Origin of the sequence: Saccharopolyspora sp. ID03-671, from assembly GCF_045278815.1 — a bacterium.
Lineage (GTDB): Bacteria > Actinomycetota > Actinomycetes > Mycobacteriales > Pseudonocardiaceae > Saccharopolyspora > Saccharopolyspora ipomoeae.
Genome location: NZ_CP134056.1, coordinates 1 through 18,172, shown reverse-complemented (window position 1 = coordinate 18,172; position 18,172 = coordinate 1). Strand labels below are relative to the sequence as shown.

Below are 18,172 nucleotides of genomic sequence, written 5' to 3'. Positions count from 1 at the left end.
GGGCGCGTGAGGGCCTTGAAGAGGGGGAGGGGTGACCACCCGCCATTCTGTCCAAGTTTTTGGACAGTTCACCCGTTTGGATCTGTCCAAAAAGTTGGACAGTCGGGCATGATGAATACATCGCCAACGACGAAAGGAGCCCCACCCCCAGTGACCCGAATCGACCAGCCCGACGACGGCAGCCAGTTCGGCCAGATCGTGGCCCTGAGCGCGGTCTACCAGCGCGCCATCCGCGACGGACGGCCCACCGACGCAGCCGCGGCGCTGTGGCGGATCGAGAGCCTGGCCGCCCGACTACTGGACAACACGCTGCTGGAGGTCTCCAAGGAGATGAGCCTGCGGCAGATGGATGACGCGCTCGGCGAGGTCGACGTCGGCCCGGGCAGCCCGACCAGGACCACCATCGCCTACCGGATCAAGCGTGCCAAGGCCGCCCAGGACGGCGGAGCCGAGGACGACCCAACCAACTGAGATCTACGAAAGGAGCCCGTCATGGGCCTGTTCAGCAAGAAGACCGAAATCCGCGAGGACGTCGTCAACAACATTGCCGCGCACCTGCGGAACGAGTCCTCCGCCGACGTTGACGACATGGGCGCGATCAAGAAGACCGACGCCGCCCGCTCCGGTGCCAGCAACGCCGAGCTGCACGCCGCGATGGACCGCGCCTGGGGTCGACGCTGAGACGTCCGCCAGGTGCCTGAGACCAGGCAGCTGCTACCTGCCTGGTCTCACCTCGAACCGTATCGAGGAGAGGACCAACGTTTCCCAGCGAAGCGACCTGCACCATCGGGCCCGCCTCCAGAACCTTGGAGGCGGGCCCGATTTCGTCCTCGCTCATCGACCCCGCCGCATATACTCCGGGCGGCAGCCCGGAGATGTCTGGGGGCGTCGTGTCGGCATCACCCGACCGCCCCGCCTGGGTGTCCCGGTGTCGGCGCACAGGACGAAACTCGAGGCCATGAACGCGCCGCTGTCCTGTCCCGAAGGCCACCCGCTGGGTGCGGGCCGGGTCCTGGTCGGGTGGCGTCCCTGCCAGTGCCCCGGGTCTCACAACGGCGGACACCGCACCTGGACCTGCCGAGCGTGCCTCGATGCCGGCCGGGGCGAGGAGTCCGTGATCTTCGATAGTCGGCACGATCCCGCCAGCGCCTGACCGCCCGTGCGCGCTCATCCCCGCAAGGTGTAGCTCGGCGACCGGGACGGGAAGGGCGCCTCGCGCAACGCAAAAGGTCCCCGAGCGGATGGGCTCGGGGACCTTTTGCGGTTACGGTCCCTGGTGGGACCGGGCAGGTAGCAGCTGTCCGGTCCCGTCCAGTTATCCGGCGGTCACCGCGGCGACGGTGGCGGCGAGGGTGTCGGCCAGCGTCGAAAACACCGGCATGCCGGAGCGGTTCAGCTGGCAGAGCATCCGCACGTCGGGCTCGCGCGGGTAGTTCGCGTCGGCACCGACCACGATCCGGCGGCCTTCACCCAGGGCCTGGCCCAGCTCGAACATGGCGATGGGCTGGGTGGTCACCGTGCGGTCGGAGGCGGGAAACCACATCAGCGTCACGTCGGCGGCGTGCAAGTAGTGCTGCTCCCAGGACACCTGCTCCCAGCCCGCGTTCGGGTCGTGGATCGGGAAATCGGCACGGTTGGGGTTGAACACCGTCACGCCATGGGCCTGCAGCGCCTCGGCGGCTTGGGTGTGCCAGCGCTCAACGCCGGTGATACCGCCAGCGAGGAACACCGTGGGGCCATCAGTGCAGGTGGGCCGGTGGTAGTGCGGGGCCTCGATGTAGGCCATGAAACGGTCCTTTCGGTCGGTTTCCGGGTGGATCAGCTGCAGGGCCCGACAGCCGCGGTCACCAGGCCCTGCAGCTCGGGTGTTTCGCTGCTCGCCCATCACCCCTCTTCGGGCGCACGGGACAACCCCAGGGCCTCGCGCACCGCGGCGATGTCGTCGTCGCTGATCTGGCGGCGGGCGGTGGCGTAGGGCATGTCGGCGGCCTTGGCCAGGGTGTGCCAGCTGTAGCCGGGCTGGGTGCCGCCGGTGAAGTGCCGGCCGTAGGCCAGCAGCTCACGGATGAGCCGCTCGGCTCGCTTGCGCTGGTCGGCGGCGATGCTCAGCGCGGCCAGCAGCTCGTCCTCGTCGGTCGCGTCGACCAAACCCTGCAGGTTCTCGGCGTAGTCCTCGCGTCGCTCCTGCGCCTCGATGGCGGCGTCGTCGAAGGCCTCGGCGGGGGTAACCCCGCCTTCCTTCGGGTGCGGGTGGGCGATGCGGGCGATGTCGTTGATCCGGTTCGGCATGTGTTCATTATGACCTATATTGTTCAAAATGAGCAACACCATTCAAAATGAACTTGTCGGTGATCACGGGCACCCTGTCGTCACCTGCCGAGGTACCGAAGGGCGGACGCATGTCGATCTGCACCGCGCGTACGAAAAAGGGCCTGCGCTGCACGGTCAACGCAGGCCCGTCGGGTCTCTGCCATGTCCACGACCCCGCGCTGCAGTGCGGCGCGCCAACCAGCTCAGGTCGGCTGTGCACCGTCGCCACGGGCGGCAGGGGTCGATGCCGCAAGCACGCGGAGCCCGCCACTCCCGCTCGGCGCGTCCTGGTGGACCCCCAGGCCAGCGCTGCAGCGCAGTCGTTGGCGGCAAGCCTCGGCTTCCTGCACTTCGCCGGGGCGTCCTCCGCGCACGTGACGGACACGCTCAGCGCGGCCGTATCCCGATGGGGCCAGCAGCGAGGATTCCAGGTGAAGCGGGAAGTGCGGGCGCCTGCCGAAGCGCGTCCCGACCGGCGCGGCTACCTCGACCTCGTGTGTTTCGACGGCCCCCGGCCCGTCATGGCAGTGGAGATCGATCGAGGCAACAAGCAGTGGTCACACGACAAGCTCGCCGCCGTTGCCGCTCGCGGAGTGGCCGCGGTGTGGCTGCGATGGGGGTCCAAGACCCTCCCCGACCGAATCGCCGACGGCGTGGATCTCATCCACATGCCCATGCACCGCACCCGCACCGAAAAAGACATCGAAGGCAGCTGGTACAGCGACCCGTAGAGCCCGCCACACGAGCCCCAAAAGTCCGTTTCTGGACCGCGCATAAACCCGGTTATGTGCGGTAGGGATTGCTGCCGCCGAGTTCGAGCGGAAGTTCAGTAGTCCTCGGGGCCGTCAGGGATCGTGTGATCGGTGATGCCTGCGGCATCGGCCAACTGAGCCCGGAGGTCATCGCGCTCGAGAAAGTGCAGTTCCTTGTTCCGCAAGGCGTCGTAGAGGTCGGTCAGTGTGGATCCGAGGTTGCGCCATCGCTCGGCGCGGGCGGCTGCTTCGCCGGGGAGGACCTTGGCGAAGTGTCGTACAAGGGCGGGGTCAGGGGCCGAGAGCGGTTGAAGGTTGTAGCCGAGTTCCGTGACGACTTCAGCCAGTTTTGGTCCGTCCAAGCTGGCGCGGATTGCTTGGCGCTTGGTGTTGACCACCTGGAAGCCCAGCGCTCGAGCGAGCGTCATGGTGACGTGATTGGCCTGGCGGCAGACCAGCACCGGGACGATGTCCTCGTCTGGGAGATCGTGCTGCAGCCACGCCGCCTTGAATAGGAGCTGGTGCACCTCGTAGTCGCCCGAGTAGAGCCAGTGGCGAACGTTCTTGACCTCGATCGGAACCACATAGGTGCCAGTACGCCGATTTCCCTGCGGCTCGGTCGTGTACAGCCAGGCAGCGTTGTCGAGCGCGCCTCCACGTACAGAGGCGCCAGCGATCATCCTGGTTTGCCCGCTGTTTGGGTTCAGTGGGACGCAGCCGTTAATGGAGGCCTGCAGTAGCGCTTGGTGGACGATCGATTCTCCGTCGACGCCAAGGATGCCGGGGGTGTTCTGGGTGCCGCTTCCCCATCCGAGGTAGCGAGCGTGCAGTTTTGCTTTGCGCGCCTTGGTTTCCCTGATGGCGGTGTAGCGGAGGTGCTGATCGGCGGGGACGAGCAGGTTCACGTCGCGCTCACCTCTGGATCGGTGCGTGACCTGGCGCAACTTGCCGGTGCGCAGGAGGTGATTGCGAGCCCAGCCCAGGTGGTGTGGGTTGATACCGGAGATGTTGGAAGGCGCGTTGAGCCAGTCCGGGCGCTGGTCAGCCAGCTTGGCTTCGACCTCGGCAGGCGTGACGACGGCGAGTTCCCGGTCAACCAGTTCGAGGAGCGCCGACCTAGCGAGTTCCTGGTAATACTCTCTAGCAGCCATGCTGTGACCTGCACTTTTCTGGTTTCACCCAGATCGCGCCCCATATATAGAAGTGGATGCGGGATGCGGTGCCGTTCCCGCGAAGATCAGAGTTAGCACATGGTCCTACGCGAGGCGAGGATCAAGGCGCGGATCTGCGATGCGGGCAAGTCGACGTGTGCACCAGCGGTGACCGGCTGAGGATGGCCGTGTGGGAGGGGTGCCTCAGCCGCAGGGCGTGACGATCGTGTCCGTGCCCGCCCGGGTGCGAGGGCATCTGCGACGAGTGCGCCGCCTGCGAGGTCACCACCCTCGAGGAAAACCTCATGGGACCAGCCGACTGACAACGAGCGGGCCAGCAGATCGGGGTATGGCGCGGCCATACCTTAGTGCAGCCGACATCAAGGTGAGACGATCAGCGACATGGCTGAGATCGACGGTCAGCACGCGTGCGGCCCGCTGCCGGACCCCGCTCAACCCGGGGGCTCGTTCTACACCTGCGAGTGCGGACTGGGGTTCATGTACGTACCCACCGTCGGCTGGAAATGTGACGACCTGTTCGCCGGGGAGCCCTCCGAGGCGTTCAAGGCCCGCAACGACTGAGCCCGCGCTCAACCCACGCTCCGCTCAACCCACGACGCAGGCGAGTCGACGTGTGCACCAGCGGTGACCGGCTGAGGATGGCCGTGTGGGAGGGGTGCAGCGGCAGCAAGGCGTGACGATCGTGTCCGTGCCCGCGCGGGTGCCGGCGGGAGTGGACCGGCTCGACGTGCTCGTCGACGGGCAGCCGGTCGGCGACCTGCACCTGCGGCTGTGCACGGCCTGCGAGCGCGCCGTCATCGAGCACATCCGCATCGATCGCCACTACCGCGGGCGAGGCCTGGCCCGCAGGCTCGTCGAGGCCGCGACCGAGGGCCGCCGCAGCTGGCTCTGGTCCACCACGGAGATCGCCGACAACGCCTCGGCAGCGGGCTTCGCCGCCGCCGGCATCTGGCCCGGCCCGCCCCAGCCGCAGTGGTGCGCACACATGCGCGCCGCCGACGACCTCATGCCCTGACGGTGGTGAGTCCGATGGTGAACTACCGGGGAGTAATGGTGAATCGCTGGTGAGCGATGGTGAGCCTGTGGTGAATCACCACAGGCGCTTTCAGCGGCAACCTGGAGGCAAGCTCGGGGCAACCGACAGGCAACGGGTGGCGGTGTGACCAGGGTTAATGACACTTTGGTGCCAAAGTGCCGCGCGCCGCAGACAGGCCCCGGTGGTGGTGTGTATGGTTCACCAACAGTACAGACTGTGCGGGGCTGACCGGCGCGACTATACAAGGCGCGTATCGCTCGGAACCGGACACAAAAAGGCGGGCCCCGACCCGAAGGTCGAGGCCCAGACCTCAGAAGAAGTTGATCGGCAGCTGGCTCACCAGGTGGCCGCCCGAGACCAGCAGCGCGATCACTTTTCCAAGGCGCCCGGTCCACTTCCACAGTGGCCGGGCTTCTTCCTTTTTGTCCTCCGACCCTTCGGTCGGATTCTTGTCCTCCGGCTGGGCCGGAGGGGTGGCCTGGCGGATCACGAAGATCCTGATATTGAACAAGCCACCACCACCTCCTCTCGGTATCGAGTGACTCCAACGTGGCGTCGTATCCCCGGATGCGACGCCACGAAAAAGCCCAGGAGGCGTTCTGATCACTCTGGCATACCCCTCCGACCGCACCGCACCGCACGGCGATCCGGTGTGTCGGCGGCATGCCCGACGATCAGATGCGCGGAAGTCTAGCGGGCCCTCCCCGCAGAAGTGGGGCACGGACGCCCCTGGCTTGTGGATAACTTCGGGCCCGACGTGCTCGTCGACGGGCGGCCGGTCGGCGACCTGCATTTCGTGCTCGACGGCCGCTCGGCCTAGCGGTTCCGCATCCCGCACTGCGGGTTGTCCCAGCCGGTGATGATCTCGCCGTCGTCGCGCTTGCTACACGCACACAGAAGGGGTCCTCGGTCATCACCGAGGACCCCTTCTGCTGCCTCTAGGCCTAGAACCCGGCCCCTCTAGGTCTAGAGGGGCCGCTAGAGGCCTGCGGATGCTCTGACCAGCGATCTAGCGCCTAGAAGTCTTCGGTGACCGGGTAGGCGAACGAGTCGGCGTCGACCATCCACGCACGGACCGGCCGACCTTCGGCCGTGGTGGTGCCTGCCGCGGCCGGCACCACCGCCATCGGGCGGTGGCAGATGTCGATGCCGGTGAACCCGGGCAGGTCCTCAGCGCGCACCAGGCCGCGGTGCTCCTCGCTGACCACCAGCGGCCGGCCCTCGGCGTCCCATCGCTCGATGTCTCGGGATGGCAGCCCTTCCTCGAAGAAGGCCTCGTATCCGGTGGGGCTCCAGCTCAACGACGCAGGGACAGGCTTCGCGACTTCAGGCGTGCTCGCGTGATCCATGCCAGTGATCATCCCGCACGGTCCGACACCCAGGGCTGGTTTTTCGACGCGGAACGCCCGTTCAGAGCGGAGCGAGATGTGCAAAAAACATAGCTATTCGCAGGTCAGGGCTTACTCACAGACTTCCGGAGTCTGTAAGTCTGTGAGTTACAGACTCCCGGAGTTCGTCTTCGGTGTTGCCGTGGAGCTGATCGGCGTGGGCGAGCAGGAGGTCGACGGCGACGCGGATGAGCGTGTTGTCGGTGATGCGCTCGGAGTGGTCGGTTCGGTCGCGCGAGCGGTGCCGAGTCAGCTGGGCCAGTGCGTCGGCCTGGTCGGTCCGCACGCGGGCCTCCTTGCGTACCAGGGTCTGGTACTTCGGGAGGTCCGAACTCACAGACTCTGTGACTTCCGGAGTCTGTGAGTGTGCAGGTGAGGGCGTCGCAACGTGGTTGCCGACCTTGATCTGCTCGGGTTCGGGCTTGAGCGTCGGGCGGCCGACCGGCGAGCTTTTCCCGGGGCGCTGGCGCTGGGGACGCGGGTTCACGAGCCCATCTCCTTGATCAGCCGGGTGGCGAGTTCGGCGTAGATGTTGGCCATCTCGCGGCCGGGCGAGGTGCCGTAGACGCGCAGTGGGGAGGCGGAGTCGGCAGCGTCTTTGATCACGGCCCGCTCGTTGATGTGTGGTTCCCAGACCTGGTCTTGGCCGAAGGTCTCGGCGAAGCCTTCGATCTGGAAGGCGTGCGCGCCCACGTTGGCCCGGACGCGGCTGATGACGTAGCCGAGCATCCCCAGGCCGGGGTTGCCGAGCTCGGCGGAGTGGGCGTCGATGAAGTCCCGGAACCGAACGGCGCCTTCGACCGAGTCGTATTCGGGCTCGACCACCGCGAGCGCGTGGTCGGCCGCCGCCAGCGAGAGCTGCGTGAGGTGCCCCAGCGAGGGCGGGCAGTCGATCAGTGTGACTGTGTAGCCGTCGTCGGCGCCGGTGAGGGCGCGGCGCAAGCGGCCGGCCGCACCGATGACCGCGGCTTCGCTGATGCGGTTTTCCAGGTCGAAGCGGGCAGGGATGACGTGGACCCGCTCGCTGTAGGGCTCGGTCCAGCCTGAGGTGATGATCGCGTCCGCCGCGACGCCCTCTTCGCCGGACTTGACCACCTCCGAGGTGGTCAGCTCCGGGTCGCCGTAGCCGATGCCCAGGCGCCGTGAGGCGTTGGCCTGCGGGTCCAGGTCCACCACGAGCACCCGGTGCCCGGCTTCGGCCAGCGCGGCGGCGAGGTTGACTGTCCCGGCCGTTTTGCCGGATCCGCCCTTGTGGTTGCCGATCGCTATACGCGGCATGTTCTCCCTCCAGAGTTCCAGACTCTGTAAGTCACAGACTCCCGGAGTCTGTCAGGAGCCGGGGGCCTTGACCAGCACTGATCCTCGCCGGGCGTGCCGCAATCCTTCTGACTTACAGACTCTGCGAGTCCCAGACTTCGGTAGTTGATCGACCGTGTGGCCGGACTGGTGGACCGGGTGGCCGGCCACGGGCGCGGGCGTTCCGGACACCCGAGCTCACCGTCCGGCCGGGCCGGTGCAGCGGGTCAGTCGTGCCGCTGCGGCCGGTCGGCGGCGGGGGTGACGAACGTGCCGCGTCCGGTCAGGCGGGACAGCAGGCCTTCGTCGATGAGCACGCCGAGGGCGCGGCGGATGGTCGCGCGCGAGACCCCGTAGATCGAGGCGAGATCGGGTTCGGCCGGGAGGCGCTGGCCGTCGTCGAGGCGGCCCGTGCTGATCTCGGTGCGCAGGTCAGCGGCCACTTGGGCCCACAGGTGCGCGATCCGGCGCGGGTCGATGTGCTGGCGGCGGTCCTCCCACATGCGCACAGCGTGCGACCGGTGGTGACCTGCGGCGACACGACGGACTGTCTGGGGTCATATGCAGCTGTCTGGTGTTGTCCTATTGTTGTGGTGTGACCAGCACAAACGCGTGGCTTGCGGTGCTGCTGCGGCGGGCGCTGTGGCAGCTCGACGACGTGGCGCACGCCCTGCCGGCCGGTCGCTGTGATGCCGCGACCTGCGAGGAGTTGGCGGATCTGCTGGCCGAGCTGGCGGGCGCGGTGCGCGAGCACGGCCGCTCGGCGCCGAGGGGCTCAGGTGGTGCCGGGTACGGACTCGGCGCGGGTGCAGGTGCGGGCCAGGCGGTGATCTGTGGTGATCAGCGGGACGTCGAGGCGGGCCGCGAGGGCGACATACAGCGCGTCGACGAGCCGCATGTTGTCGCGCAGGGCCCAGGTGTCGTCGAGGAGGTCGGCCAGGGGGTGGCGGGTGACCGGCATGGCCGCCAGCGCCTGCAGGCCGGTCTTGACGTCGTCGGCGGCCAGGTGTCCGGCACGGTGGAGCCGCCCCAGGGCTGAGAGGACCTCGGCGTCGAGGTGTGCCGGTGCGTGCAGTACGGCGCCGGACAGCCGCGCGGTCACGGCCGGGGCGTGTTCCGTTCCGGCCAGCAGGTCCACGGTGCTGGAGGCGTCGAGCACGACCGGTTCCGGCACGGGGCCGGTCACCGGTCGTCGCCGAACTCGTCGCGAGCCTCGTCGAGGGCAGACAGCGCCGCGCTGGCCGGAACGCCCCGCGGTGCCGGCAGGCTGGCAAGCCACGCGTTGGTGGCGTTGCGCTGCAGCTCCGCCGAGATCGCGGCCTGCGTCAGCGCCGAGACGTTCAAGTGCGCCTCCCGGGCCTGTTCGGCCAGCGCGTCGGGTACGTACACGTTCAACCGAGCCATACACACATCATACACACACGCATCCTGACCAGGAAGAACGCGGAACCGTCGCACTGGTCGCACCCGTATCACCGGTATCACCAGTGCGATTGGTACGACTTTTTTGCGCTCCAGCGCTTCAGTGCGCACTGAAATCAATCCTCCGGACGCCTCGGCTCGCTCGCGAGCGCCGCTGCAGTCGGCGTGCACTGCGCCGGGAAGTGATCATGGGCGGGCGGGGTCTGACCTGCGGAGTTGGTTTCACTCGGCACTGAAACGATGGATCCGAGAAAGAGGCGATCATCGAAACAGATCGTGTCGTACGCTTTGATCGGCGCAGGGCTTTTACTTGGCGGTTTTGGCCGGCGCTTCAACTCGTAGCCCTCGTCGGCAGCTGCCGACGAGGGCTACGTTGCGCTTCAGGGAGCCTTGCGCGCCGCGAGTCCCCTGAAGCCGTCCGCAGGCGTGTCAGCCTGCGGCGCAAGCGCGGCAGATGTCGCCGTCTTGGTATCGCTTGCGCCCATCGGGACGAGGGTCGCGAGGATCGAAGGGGCATTGGCATGCGCGGCATCGCTCGTCCGGGTCGATCGCATCAGGCAAGTGCGCGTGGAGAGTGCCGAGGACCTTCGATTCGATGACCCCCTTGTGGCCACCGTTTTGATCGCCGTCGAGGCCCAACGATTCGGCCCAGTCCCGCCGGATCTGCTCCGCCTCGTCCAGCCGGGAGACAGTCACGTAGCCGGTCGCGGAGTTGCCGTCGATGTGCCAGCACAGCGGCACCAGTCGTCGACTGAGGGCGGTACCGATCAGCTCGCGGGTGACCGGGTCGATCTCGCTTTCCTTCAGCATCTGCTCACTCTCAGCACTGAAATGATGGATTTGGAAGAAGCGGTCCACCGGAACCCGCAAGCGCGGGTTCCGGTGGGTCAGAAGGGCTGGTTCAAAGATCCCGCCCTGAGGTGCGCCGTGGGGCATTGACCTACTGGGCGGGTGGTTTTCCTCGGCCAGGTGGGCACGGGGGCTCTCGTGGCGATCTCAGGCGCCTTTGCTGTCCTTCTGGCTGACGCTGGTGATCCTGCGCCGCGATCCTGGCTTCGGCAGCCCGGTGTAACGAGAGGGCAGGAACTTCGGCTTGAGGCCGCGGGCGAGTAGGTCTTCGGCGGTGAGGTCGTCGGTGTGCACTGCTTCCGAGGTTGGCTGATCAGCGCTCGTGTCGTTGCTAACCATGGTCAGCTTGGGCCGTGGAAGCGTGAGTTCGGCCAGCTGCATGGGCAGGTAAGTCGATGGGTTCTTGGCTTCACCGCACCAGCGGCGGAGCTGGGCGGCGAGGTACTCCTCGGTGTGGCCTTCGCTTAGGCGCTCGATGAGCAACTCGACGACGCGCTCGCGCGGCTCGGCGAGCAGGTACTTGCGTCGGGGTCCCAAGTGCTGTTTAAGGCCAGTGGTCAGCCTCTGAGCGATCTCCTCGAGCGCTGTGCGGGTGGAGTCCTTCTTCGGTCGAACTCCTTCCTCCTCCTGATCTAGATCAGCTCCGTGGCTGCCTGCCGCGAAGGAGGAACCCAAGGAGGAGGTCTTACTTAGAGAGCTTCCTTGAAGAACTTCTTTAAAACCCGCGTTTTCGCTGGTCCCGGAGTTAGAGTCACCGGATTTCCGCCCGGATGAGGCGGATTTCCGCCCGGATGAGGCGGATTTCCGCCCCTCAGTGCGACCAGCAGTTTTCTTCGTTTTGCCTGGTGAGGGCTTCGGCGATGCCTGAGGGGCGGATTTTCGCCCCTCAGGTGCGTTGGGCGTTTGTGTAGCTGCCTCGCGCCAACCCGGCCCGGGGTACTCGTCGAGCAAGGCGATGGCCGACTTCGGCCCCTGATAGCCCTGCGTGGGGAAGTCGTGGATCTGCCAGCGGCGGTAGTTTTCCCGGGTCTGCTTGCCCGTTTGGGGGTCGGTGACCCAGCGGCGAACTACGTCTCCCTCCGGGTTGCTCAGCAAGTGGGCCGCTTCCAGCTCGCGCAGTGCTGTCTTGACGCGGGTCTCGCTGCTGGGCTTGCCATTGATGCCGGGTAGTAGCCAGCAGATCTGATCAATCGACAACCGCCGCTTTCGGTCGCCCTTCTCGTGCATGATCGACCGCACGATCCAGTACAAGCGGGCCGCGGTTGCGCTGATATCGGGGCACACCGCGATCCAGTCCCGCATGATCGTGTAGTGCCAGCCACCGTTGTCCGGGGCGAGAAACTCTTGAGCCTCTTCCTGATCCACGTGTGGTTCCTCTCCAACACGCGGCCGGCAGATGGCGCTTCAAGGGGGGCTTGAAGTACGCTTCTGACCAGCGCGTGAACTTCCTTGGCGGGTAGGTCTCTGCGCTTCAACTCGCAGCCCTCGGTGTTGGCGCACCGGGGGCTGAGTTGTGTCTAGGGGTGAGTCTTACGCACGTCGTCCCTCCTTGGTGCTCGCTTCGTGGGCGTGTCGGTCGTCGCCTGGTTGATCGAGGACCGGGCGCGCAAAGAGAGCCGCGCTCGCGGTGTGATGCCCTTCGACCGTCCTGACGTGCTCAAATCCTTGTGATTGGTAGTAGCGGTGGAGCGCGGCGTTGGTGGTCCAAGCGTCAAGCCGCAGCCACTTTGCTCCCGCACTGCGAGCAACATGATCGGCGTGGTCGAGCAGCAGATCTCCGACGCCGTCTGGGGCTCGCCGGTCCTTGATCATGCGGTGGATGATCAAGGAATCGCGCAGCTCGTCCTCGGTCCACAGTCCGGGGTTGGTGTATCGATCGATGGCGATGGTGCCGAACGCCTCGCCCTGATCCCCTTCAGCGATCCACGTTTCACCTGCGGAAATTGACTGGCGAACGCGTCGGGCGAACTCCTCGGTGTCGATCCCGCGGCCGGCGCCTGCCCACTGGTCGGTGCCCACCGACGCGAGCCACTGTGCGGCTTCTCGGCGAAGGCGCACTATCTCGTCGACGTCATCGAACCGTGCGGGTCGAATCTTCACGATTGCCCCTCCAAGGAGATCTCGCCGATCCACTCGTTGCGGTCCGCGGGGTCGATCTCGCGTATCAGGCGAATCGGACGCTCCTCGTTCCACATCACTCGATCGAGGATGTTGATATTCACGCCGGGCGCAAGGTCAAACGTGCGCTGTTCCTCCTCAGTGGCGGGTCGCGAGCGCAGACGGAACGTCAGGCGCACGTCGCGGAAGCCAGCGTTGGCCATGCGACGGGCAGCGCCCTCGGGAATGTCATGCGGATCATCGACCCCGGCTTCGCGCGCGAGCGAGTAGGGGTAATACCCGATGGCCTGTGACCAGGGGATTTCGTCGATAAAGCGCAGCTGCTCGCGCACTACGACCAGCTCATCAGGCTCGATCTGAAGGGCTTCGGCAACCGACTTCGAAGCCGGGACGATCCGGAACTCGAAGTCGTGGCCCGGGGTGCGCCCGTTGCCGCTCGCCCAGGCAGTCCAGGTGTCGCCCTCGGAGTCGCGCGTCTGCCAGCGAGCCAGAAGCGGACGCCGTAGCGGTTGCAGGAGTCGAACGAAGGTGCCGGAGCGCCCGCGCGTCTCGATCAACCCCTCGGAGGCCAGCTGAGCTAGCGCAGCTCTCACGGTGCTTCGCCCCACTTCGTAGAGCTCGGCGAGCTGCGGTTCGGTTGGCAGCTTCGCCTCGGCGCCGAGCGGGAACTGATCGCCGCGGACTTCGAGGGTCCGCTCGTGCGTGATCGCGTCGCGCAGCTCGTCGGCTACCTCGCGGTACTTCGGCGTGGTCGCCACAGGTCATCCTCCATTGCGTCCATTTCGTACGAACGAATCTAACGCAAAGACTTGACAAGGTCCACCCTTGGTCCGCATCGTATGTTTCGTCCGAACGAAACGGATGAAGCAAACGAGAGGCCCCGCCGGGGGCATCCGACAGGGCCTCGAGATCGGATCGACACACGAGAGGAACGACCCGATGAACACGATCTTTGCAGCTGAGGCGGGTTTTTACGAGGGCTTGGCGTCGGAGCTTCCCGACGTGGAGCCGGACGTGGCGGACCTCGCCGCGATCGAGGGCGGCCTGTTCGAGCTGGTTCAGGACCACTTGCTGGACCTGGACGTGCAGCTGGCCGAGCTGGGGCACGTCGACGAGGTGGAGATTCGCCGGTACCGCCGGACGGTGCGCGCCTCGCTGCGCCCGATCGAGGAGATCGGCGGTGTTGCGGCATGAGCGCGGAGCTGTCGATCGCCGACATCGTGTGGCTGGAGAGCGTGGGCGTGGACGGTGTGACCGTCGCGGCCCCGCGGGGACCGGAGCGTTCGGAGTGGGCGCCGGAGCGGATCTTGCAGGCCGCTGCCGATGGCGCGATGCAGGTCTACGGGCTGGATGAGCTCGAAGAGGTCGTGACGACCTGGATCGACGGCCGCCCGGTGACCCAGCGGGAGCAGGAGCACATCACCGACCTGGTGGCCTCCGATCACCTGGTGCTGGTCGGCAACTGCGTGGCGCTGACGGCCCGGGGCCGGGCGACGTTGCGGACCTGGTCGAAGTACCGGCCGTGCCACCGCCGCGAGGGTGGTGAGCGGTCGTGATGGAGCTGTTGTTGTCGCTGCTGGGCTGGCTGGTGCGGGCGATGTTCACCGCGGTGCTGCCGTTTGCGCTGGTGCTGGGCCTGGCCGTGCTGGACGGGCTGGTGCGTACCGCGGTGCTGCTGGTGGTGGCGCCGCTGGTGGTGGCCGCCTACGTCGTGATCCAGGTAGCCGATTCCGCCGGGCACCACGTGCCCGCTCCCCGTCTTCCTCGCCTGATGGAGGTGCCGGCATGACCTACCGATCGGTGAACGGACGCCTCTACATCACCTCTTCGACTCCGCTGGAGGAGCAGGTGCACGACGACTACATGCCGGCCAACTGGCGGGTGGACACCCTGCCGGTGGCCCCCGTGGACGAGGACACCGAGCCCGCCGAGCCCGTCGCCGAGCGAGAGGCCGTTGAGGCGATCAACCAGGACGAACCCGCCCCGGAGGCGCCCGCCGACAACGCCCCGTTGGGTCCGAAGTGGTCGCGGCAGCGTCGCGAGCGGCTCGACGCAGGGGAAACCCGCGCGGTGCGCCGGTTGCGCCGGGGCAGTGCCGAGGCCGAGCGGGTCTCCGAGATCGCCGACCCGAAGGTCATCCGCAAGCAGAGCGCGGTGGACAAGGCCGCCGAGCTCGAGGATCTCGCTGAGGATCCGCGGGCTGAGGCTTACGGCAACCGGCGGGCCCGGTTCTGGCTGTTGCTGATGGCCGCGGCCGGTATCGCGCTGGGCGTGGGGATCTCCTCGTCGACCGCGCAGCAGACCATCGCCACGTTCATGAACTGGGAGCCGGGCACGCTGGCCTTCCTCGCCGCCTACGGCGCGGACCCCGCGCTTGGGTTGGTGCTGTTCGCGACGCTGGGCGCCCGGATTCTGGCCAGCGCGCGTGGGGTGGAGATCCCGGTGCGGGCCCGCGAGGCGCTCAATCGGATCGAGCTGCTGCTGTTCGTGCTGATCGCGGTGCTCAACGCGGGTCCGAGCCTGGGTGCGCTGCTCGCCGATGCGGTCGGTCTGCGGTTCGGTGAGCTGGGTCCGGACGTGATGGTGCTGGTGATCCACACGCTGGGGCCGGTGCTGGTGGCCACCGGGGTGTTCGGCGTGCCGTTCATGGCCCTGATCTTCGGTGAGATCACCGCCGCCACCAACGCCAAGCGCCGCCAGGCCGCCGCCCCGGCTGCGCCCGTGGGTGCCCCGTTGTCGCTGGTTGAACGCCGGATGAGCGTGCCGCCCAAGTGGCGTGAGGACTTCGACCGGGCCGTCGAGCTGATCACCGCCGGAACCATGCCGGTCGATCCCTCGGGCAGCGAGATCCTGCGCCACCTCGGCGGTGATGCGGCCAAGAAGCCGAGCTTGCGCCAGGCGCTGGCCGGGTACCGGCCGCTGCGGGAGGTGAGCGCGGCATGAACGCCCCCGAGGAGCACAGCGAGGTTCTCGCCGAGGTTGAAATCCGCGCCGCTGGCCGCAAACACCAGGTCAAGCGCGGTGTGAGCCGGGGCCCGAAGTCGATCGCCAAGGGCGCCTGGCGCTGCGAGGGCCAGTGGCAGTGCGCCGACCAGATGGACATCTGGGAATGCGCCGACCAGGTCGAGCTGGACGAACGCCGCAAGCGCGGCGAGGACGACGAAGACGACGACTGAGAACACCCAGGAGAGGGCACGAACCCGTGTCGTGTCCTCGATGGGCGAGTCAGTCGACCAGGAAAAACCAGGTGAGGCCGGGCGCCCAGTGCGCCAACACAACCGCCCGGCCTCCGACCCCGGAAGGGATCACCGCTGATGATGTCGCAGCCGCAGGAGAACAACGAGATGGGCGATGTGGTGCAGGGCCCGTGGGCGGCGTCCGAGCCCGCCCGGGGTCAGGTCATTGACGCCGAGATCGTCGAGGACAGTACGGCGGTGACGCCGAAGCCGCAGGCGCCACGACCGGCCGCGCCGATGGTGCGCTCGTACCGCCCGCTGACCGTCCAGCAGGCCGGTGGCCGCTACGCCTACGGCCGGTCGCTGGTCGCGGCCGGCGCCAAGCGGATCCCCTCGGCGATGGCCGATGCGGTGCTCAACCGCGTGAAGCTGGCGCACTTGCGCGAGGGCAACCACCACCGGGGCGACATTTTGCCTGCTCAGCGCAACGTCTACGAGACTGAGATGCGGGAGCGCCGCGAGCGTCGCCGCAAGATCGCCAAGGCGTTTTTCGTGCGCAAGGCCCACGTCACCAAGCACGGTCGCCGCGGCACGTCGGTGAAGGAGGCTGTGCGGCCTCGCTGGGAGACCGTCGTTCCGATCGGCGCTGAGGTGGCCAACGTCGCCTACCCGAACACCCCGGTGCTGTCGCCGCTGGTTGATGGCGCCAACGGGGCCGTTGGCGGGTTCTTCGACGCGCTGCTGGGCAACGTCGGCACGGCCGTGACTGACTTCGCGGCCGGTACCCCTGGTGCGCTGACCATCGCTGGCGGGCTGGCTGGGCTGGTTGCCTGGCAGGCCACCCGCGAGCACCAGGACCGGCAGTCCAAGCTCGTCGAGCTGATGAGCGCGGACGGCAACGCCGACCTCATGCCGGACGTGCCGGCCGACGTCATCACCGCGGCCTTCCGTCACGCCGGGGTCCTCAAGTCCGGGTCGGCCAACACCCCTGGTCAGCATGTGGAGCTGCTGTCGCCGGTCGTTGACGACGGTGACGCGTGGACGGCGCGCCTGCAGCTGCCCAAGGGCATGACCTACGTGAAGGTGGCCAAGCGCCGCTCCGAGCTGGCCTCGGCGCTGGACACTGACACCAAGAACATCAGCATCGCGCCCAAGCCGGGCGCCGAGCGGCAGCTGACCCTCACGGTCTACCGGACGTTGCCGTTCACCGGGGCGCCGGTCGCGCACCCGGTGATCAGCAACAACCGCCGGATCAGCTTCGCTCGCGAGGGCTTCCCGGTCGGGTTGGACCTCAACGGCCAGACGGTCTCGATCCGTCTGTCGCGCAAGTCCAGCCCGCACGGGCTGATCGTCGCGGCCTCCGGCATGGGCAAGACCGTGCACCTGCGCAACCTGATCCTGTCGGCGCTGGGCAGTGACGACGCCGAGATCGGCGGCGTCTACGACGGCAAGGCCTCCGGCGACTACGACGTGCTGCGCGAGGGCATGGACTGGTACATGGACCAGCAGGAGAGCGCCGCGTGGTGGCCCGTCCTGGCTGACCTGCTGGAACAGGAGGTCGCCAACCTCCCGGAGCGGCAGCGCCGGATCAAGGCGGGCGAGAACGTGCCGATGCGCCTGATCATCCTCGACGAGTTCCAGAACGCGTTCGGTAAGCCCTCCGAGCGCACCTCGTCCAAGAAGGACGACGAGCCGCCGTCGGCCGCCTACCGGGTGGTGGCCGCGGCCGAGGAGATCTCGCGGCTGGGGCGTGCTGCCGGGGTCGCGCTGGTGCTGGCCTCGCAGCAGTTCGACGGCAACGTCCTGCCCTCGGCTATCGAGGCGAACCTGCTGTGGCGGATCGTGGGCTACGTGAGTTCGAGCTCGGTGGCCCCGAAGGACTCCGTGGGCGAGGCCGCCGCCCTCTACAACCTGGAGCCCGAGAAGGAGTTCACCCGTGACCAGCAGGGCGCGGCGATCGTCATCGCACCGGGGATCGACCAGTACGCCACGGCGCGTGGCTGGTTCCAGGACGACGACGTGATCGCCGAGGCGGTGCGCGAGCTGGTCGGCGAACGCGCTGCTCAGGCCCATTCCGGGCCAGTCCTGCAGGTCGTCGACGGCGACCAGGCCGACGCCGAGACCGAGGTCGACGTGCCGGAGATCAGCGCCACGACTCGGCAGGTGCTGGCCGCGGCTGCCGAGGTCTACGCCGATGACGATGCCGAGTGGATCGCCGCCCACGCCCTCTACGTCGAGGTCGTCGAGGGCGAGCTGGGCCTGACCGCCGATCAGGCCTTGCGCACCGAGGTCGGCCGGGAGCTGGTCGGCGCGGGTGTCGAGCGCACCCGCAAGGACCTGGGCGAGGGCAAGGTGACCGTGTTCCGCCGCTCGGACCTGGTGGAGATCGGGGGTGGGCTCGAGGCCGCTGCCTGATCGCTGACTCGCCCGGAGAACGCCCCCGCGCCTGCCTCCTGGCGCGGGGGCGTTCCGCGTTCGAGCGCGGTGTCGGCGCGCTCTGAGGGTCTGTCGCGAGGCCTGTCCGGGGGTCTGTCCGAGGTGTGTCCGGACAGACCCCCGGCACACCCCCAGACACACCTCTGATTTGCCCGCTGAACTGCCGTGATCGCCGTTGTGGGCTATCCCTACCCCTCCCCCTCTACGGGGCCCTGGG

At 67.5% G+C, this 18,172-nt stretch carries 25 protein-coding genes; 11 read left to right on the top strand and 14 right to left on the bottom strand.

Annotation, left to right across the window (positions count from 1 at the left end):
* The first annotated feature begins 150 nt into the window (after window positions 1-150).
* Window positions 151-471 (top strand): hypothetical protein, encoded by a 321-nt coding sequence (locus REH65_RS33590; protein WP_340689198.1) that lies wholly within the window; start codon window positions 151-153, stop codon window positions 469-471.
* 21 nt (window positions 472-492) lie between these two features.
* The gene (locus REH65_RS33585; RefSeq protein WP_340689197.1) at window positions 493-681 is read left to right on the top strand and encodes a hypothetical protein; all 189 of its coding nucleotides are present in this window, start codon (window positions 493-495) and stop codon (window positions 679-681) included.
* 634 nt (window positions 682-1,315) lie between these two features.
* Here REH65_RS33585 and REH65_RS33580 read toward each other — a convergent pair.
* A complete protein-coding gene (locus REH65_RS33580; RefSeq protein WP_406693329.1) occupies window positions 1,316-1,786 on the bottom strand; it encodes a nucleoside 2-deoxyribosyltransferase domain-containing protein in 471 nt (156 codons plus the stop codon).
* Between the two features lie 98 nt (window positions 1,787-1,884).
* Window positions 1,885-2,289, bottom strand: a complete 405-nt coding sequence (locus REH65_RS33575) for a hypothetical protein (protein ID WP_406693328.1) — start codon at window positions 2,287-2,289, stop codon at window positions 1,885-1,887.
* A gap of 59 nt (window positions 2,290-2,348) precedes the next feature.
* Between REH65_RS33575 and REH65_RS33570 the strand changes: the two genes are divergently transcribed.
* Window positions 2,349-3,041, top strand: a complete 693-nt coding sequence (locus REH65_RS33570) for a hypothetical protein (protein WP_406693327.1) — start codon at window positions 2,349-2,351, stop codon at window positions 3,039-3,041.
* 95 nt (window positions 3,042-3,136) lie between these two features.
* Here the strand turns inward: REH65_RS33570 and REH65_RS33565 are convergent, their stop codons facing one another.
* Window positions 3,137-4,213 (bottom strand): hypothetical protein, encoded by a 1,077-nt coding sequence (locus REH65_RS33565; protein WP_340689193.1) that lies wholly within the window; start codon window positions 4,211-4,213, stop codon window positions 3,137-3,139.
* Window positions 4,214-4,615: 402 nt separating this feature from the next.
* On the opposite strand from REH65_RS33565, the gene REH65_RS33560 reads away from it, so the two are divergent.
* A complete protein-coding gene (locus tag REH65_RS33560; protein ID WP_340689192.1) occupies window positions 4,616-4,795 on the top strand; it encodes a hypothetical protein in 180 nt (59 codons plus the stop codon).
* A gap of 112 nt (window positions 4,796-4,907) precedes the next feature.
* Window positions 4,908-5,249 carry a GNAT family N-acetyltransferase gene (locus REH65_RS33555; RefSeq protein WP_406693326.1) on the top strand — a complete coding sequence of 114 codons (342 nt, stop codon included), beginning with the start codon at window positions 4,908-4,910 and terminating at the stop codon, window positions 5,247-5,249.
* 331 nt (window positions 5,250-5,580) lie between these two features.
* Here the strand turns inward: REH65_RS33555 and REH65_RS33550 are convergent, their stop codons facing one another.
* From REH65_RS33550 to REH65_RS33500, 11 genes are all read right to left on the bottom strand, one after another.
* Window positions 5,581-5,781 (bottom strand): hypothetical protein, encoded by a 201-nt coding sequence (locus tag REH65_RS33550; RefSeq protein ID WP_340689190.1) that lies wholly within the window; start codon window positions 5,779-5,781, stop codon window positions 5,581-5,583.
* Window positions 5,782-6,286: 505 nt separating this feature from the next.
* Window positions 6,287-6,571 carry a hypothetical protein gene (locus REH65_RS33545; RefSeq protein ID WP_406693325.1) on the bottom strand — a complete coding sequence of 95 codons (285 nt, stop codon included), beginning with the start codon at window positions 6,569-6,571 and terminating at the stop codon, window positions 6,287-6,289.
* Between the two features lie 163 nt (window positions 6,572-6,734).
* Window positions 6,735-7,145, bottom strand: a complete 411-nt coding sequence (locus tag REH65_RS33540) for a hypothetical protein (RefSeq protein ID WP_340689188.1) — start codon at window positions 7,143-7,145, stop codon at window positions 6,735-6,737.
* Entirely contained in the window at window positions 7,142-7,936 is a 795-nt protein-coding gene (locus REH65_RS33535) for a ParA family protein (protein ID WP_340689187.1), read from the bottom strand. The genes REH65_RS33540 and REH65_RS33535 overlap by 4 nt, the downstream gene beginning before the upstream one ends.
* A gap of 245 nt (window positions 7,937-8,181) precedes the next feature.
* Window positions 8,182-8,457: a winged helix-turn-helix domain-containing protein gene (locus REH65_RS33530; protein ID WP_340689186.1), complete on the bottom strand. Its 276-nt coding sequence runs from the start codon at window positions 8,455-8,457 to the stop codon at window positions 8,182-8,184.
* Window positions 8,458-8,729: 272 nt separating this feature from the next.
* Window positions 8,730-9,140, bottom strand: coding sequence for a type II toxin-antitoxin system VapC family toxin (locus REH65_RS33525; protein WP_340689210.1), 411 nt, complete (start codon window positions 9,138-9,140; stop codon window positions 8,730-8,732).
* Complete coding sequence (locus REH65_RS33520; protein WP_340689209.1) at window positions 9,137-9,358, bottom strand: type II toxin-antitoxin system CcdA family antitoxin; 222 nt, start codon at window positions 9,356-9,358, stop codon at window positions 9,137-9,139. The genes REH65_RS33525 and REH65_RS33520 overlap by 4 nt, the downstream gene beginning before the upstream one ends.
* Before the next feature lie 447 nt (window positions 9,359-9,805).
* Window positions 9,806-10,234, bottom strand: coding sequence for a hypothetical protein (locus REH65_RS33515; RefSeq protein WP_406693332.1), 429 nt, complete (start codon window positions 10,232-10,234; stop codon window positions 9,806-9,808).
* Between the two features lie 138 nt (window positions 10,235-10,372).
* Window positions 10,373-11,590, bottom strand: coding sequence for a hypothetical protein (locus tag REH65_RS33510; RefSeq protein WP_340689207.1), 1,218 nt, complete (start codon window positions 11,588-11,590; stop codon window positions 10,373-10,375).
* A 165-nt stretch (window positions 11,591-11,755) separates the two neighbouring features.
* Entirely contained in the window at window positions 11,756-12,325 is a 570-nt protein-coding gene (locus tag REH65_RS33505) for a hypothetical protein (protein ID WP_340689206.1), read from the bottom strand.
* Window positions 12,322-13,101, bottom strand: coding sequence for a GntR family transcriptional regulator (locus tag REH65_RS33500; protein WP_340689205.1), 780 nt, complete (start codon window positions 13,099-13,101; stop codon window positions 12,322-12,324). The genes REH65_RS33505 and REH65_RS33500 overlap by 4 nt, the downstream gene beginning before the upstream one ends.
* A 181-nt stretch (window positions 13,102-13,282) precedes the next feature.
* On the opposite strand from REH65_RS33500, the gene REH65_RS33495 reads away from it, so the two are divergent.
* From REH65_RS33495 to REH65_RS33470, 6 genes are all read left to right on the top strand, one after another.
* Complete coding sequence (locus REH65_RS33495; protein ID WP_406693331.1) at window positions 13,283-13,537, top strand: hypothetical protein; 255 nt, start codon at window positions 13,283-13,285, stop codon at window positions 13,535-13,537.
* Window positions 13,534-13,899: a hypothetical protein gene (locus tag REH65_RS33490; protein ID WP_340689203.1), complete on the top strand. Its 366-nt coding sequence runs from the start codon at window positions 13,534-13,536 to the stop codon at window positions 13,897-13,899. The genes REH65_RS33495 and REH65_RS33490 overlap by 4 nt, the downstream gene beginning before the upstream one ends.
* The gene (locus REH65_RS33485; protein ID WP_406693330.1) at window positions 13,896-14,132 is read left to right on the top strand and encodes a hypothetical protein; all 237 of its coding nucleotides are present in this window, start codon (window positions 13,896-13,898) and stop codon (window positions 14,130-14,132) included. Before REH65_RS33490 ends, REH65_RS33485 begins: the two co-directional genes overlap by 4 nt.
* A complete protein-coding gene (locus REH65_RS33480; protein WP_340689201.1) occupies window positions 14,129-15,286 on the top strand; it encodes a hypothetical protein in 1,158 nt (385 codons plus the stop codon). Before REH65_RS33485 ends, REH65_RS33480 begins: the two co-directional genes overlap by 4 nt.
* Window positions 15,283-15,519, top strand: a complete 237-nt coding sequence (locus REH65_RS33475) for a hypothetical protein (protein WP_340689200.1) — start codon at window positions 15,283-15,285, stop codon at window positions 15,517-15,519. Before REH65_RS33480 ends, REH65_RS33475 begins: the two co-directional genes overlap by 4 nt.
* A 138-nt stretch (window positions 15,520-15,657) precedes the next feature.
* The gene (locus REH65_RS33470) at window positions 15,658-17,934 is read left to right on the top strand and encodes a hypothetical protein (RefSeq protein ID WP_340689199.1); all 2,277 of its coding nucleotides are present in this window, start codon (window positions 15,658-15,660) and stop codon (window positions 17,932-17,934) included.
* Window positions 17,935-18,172: the final 238 nt, after the last annotated feature.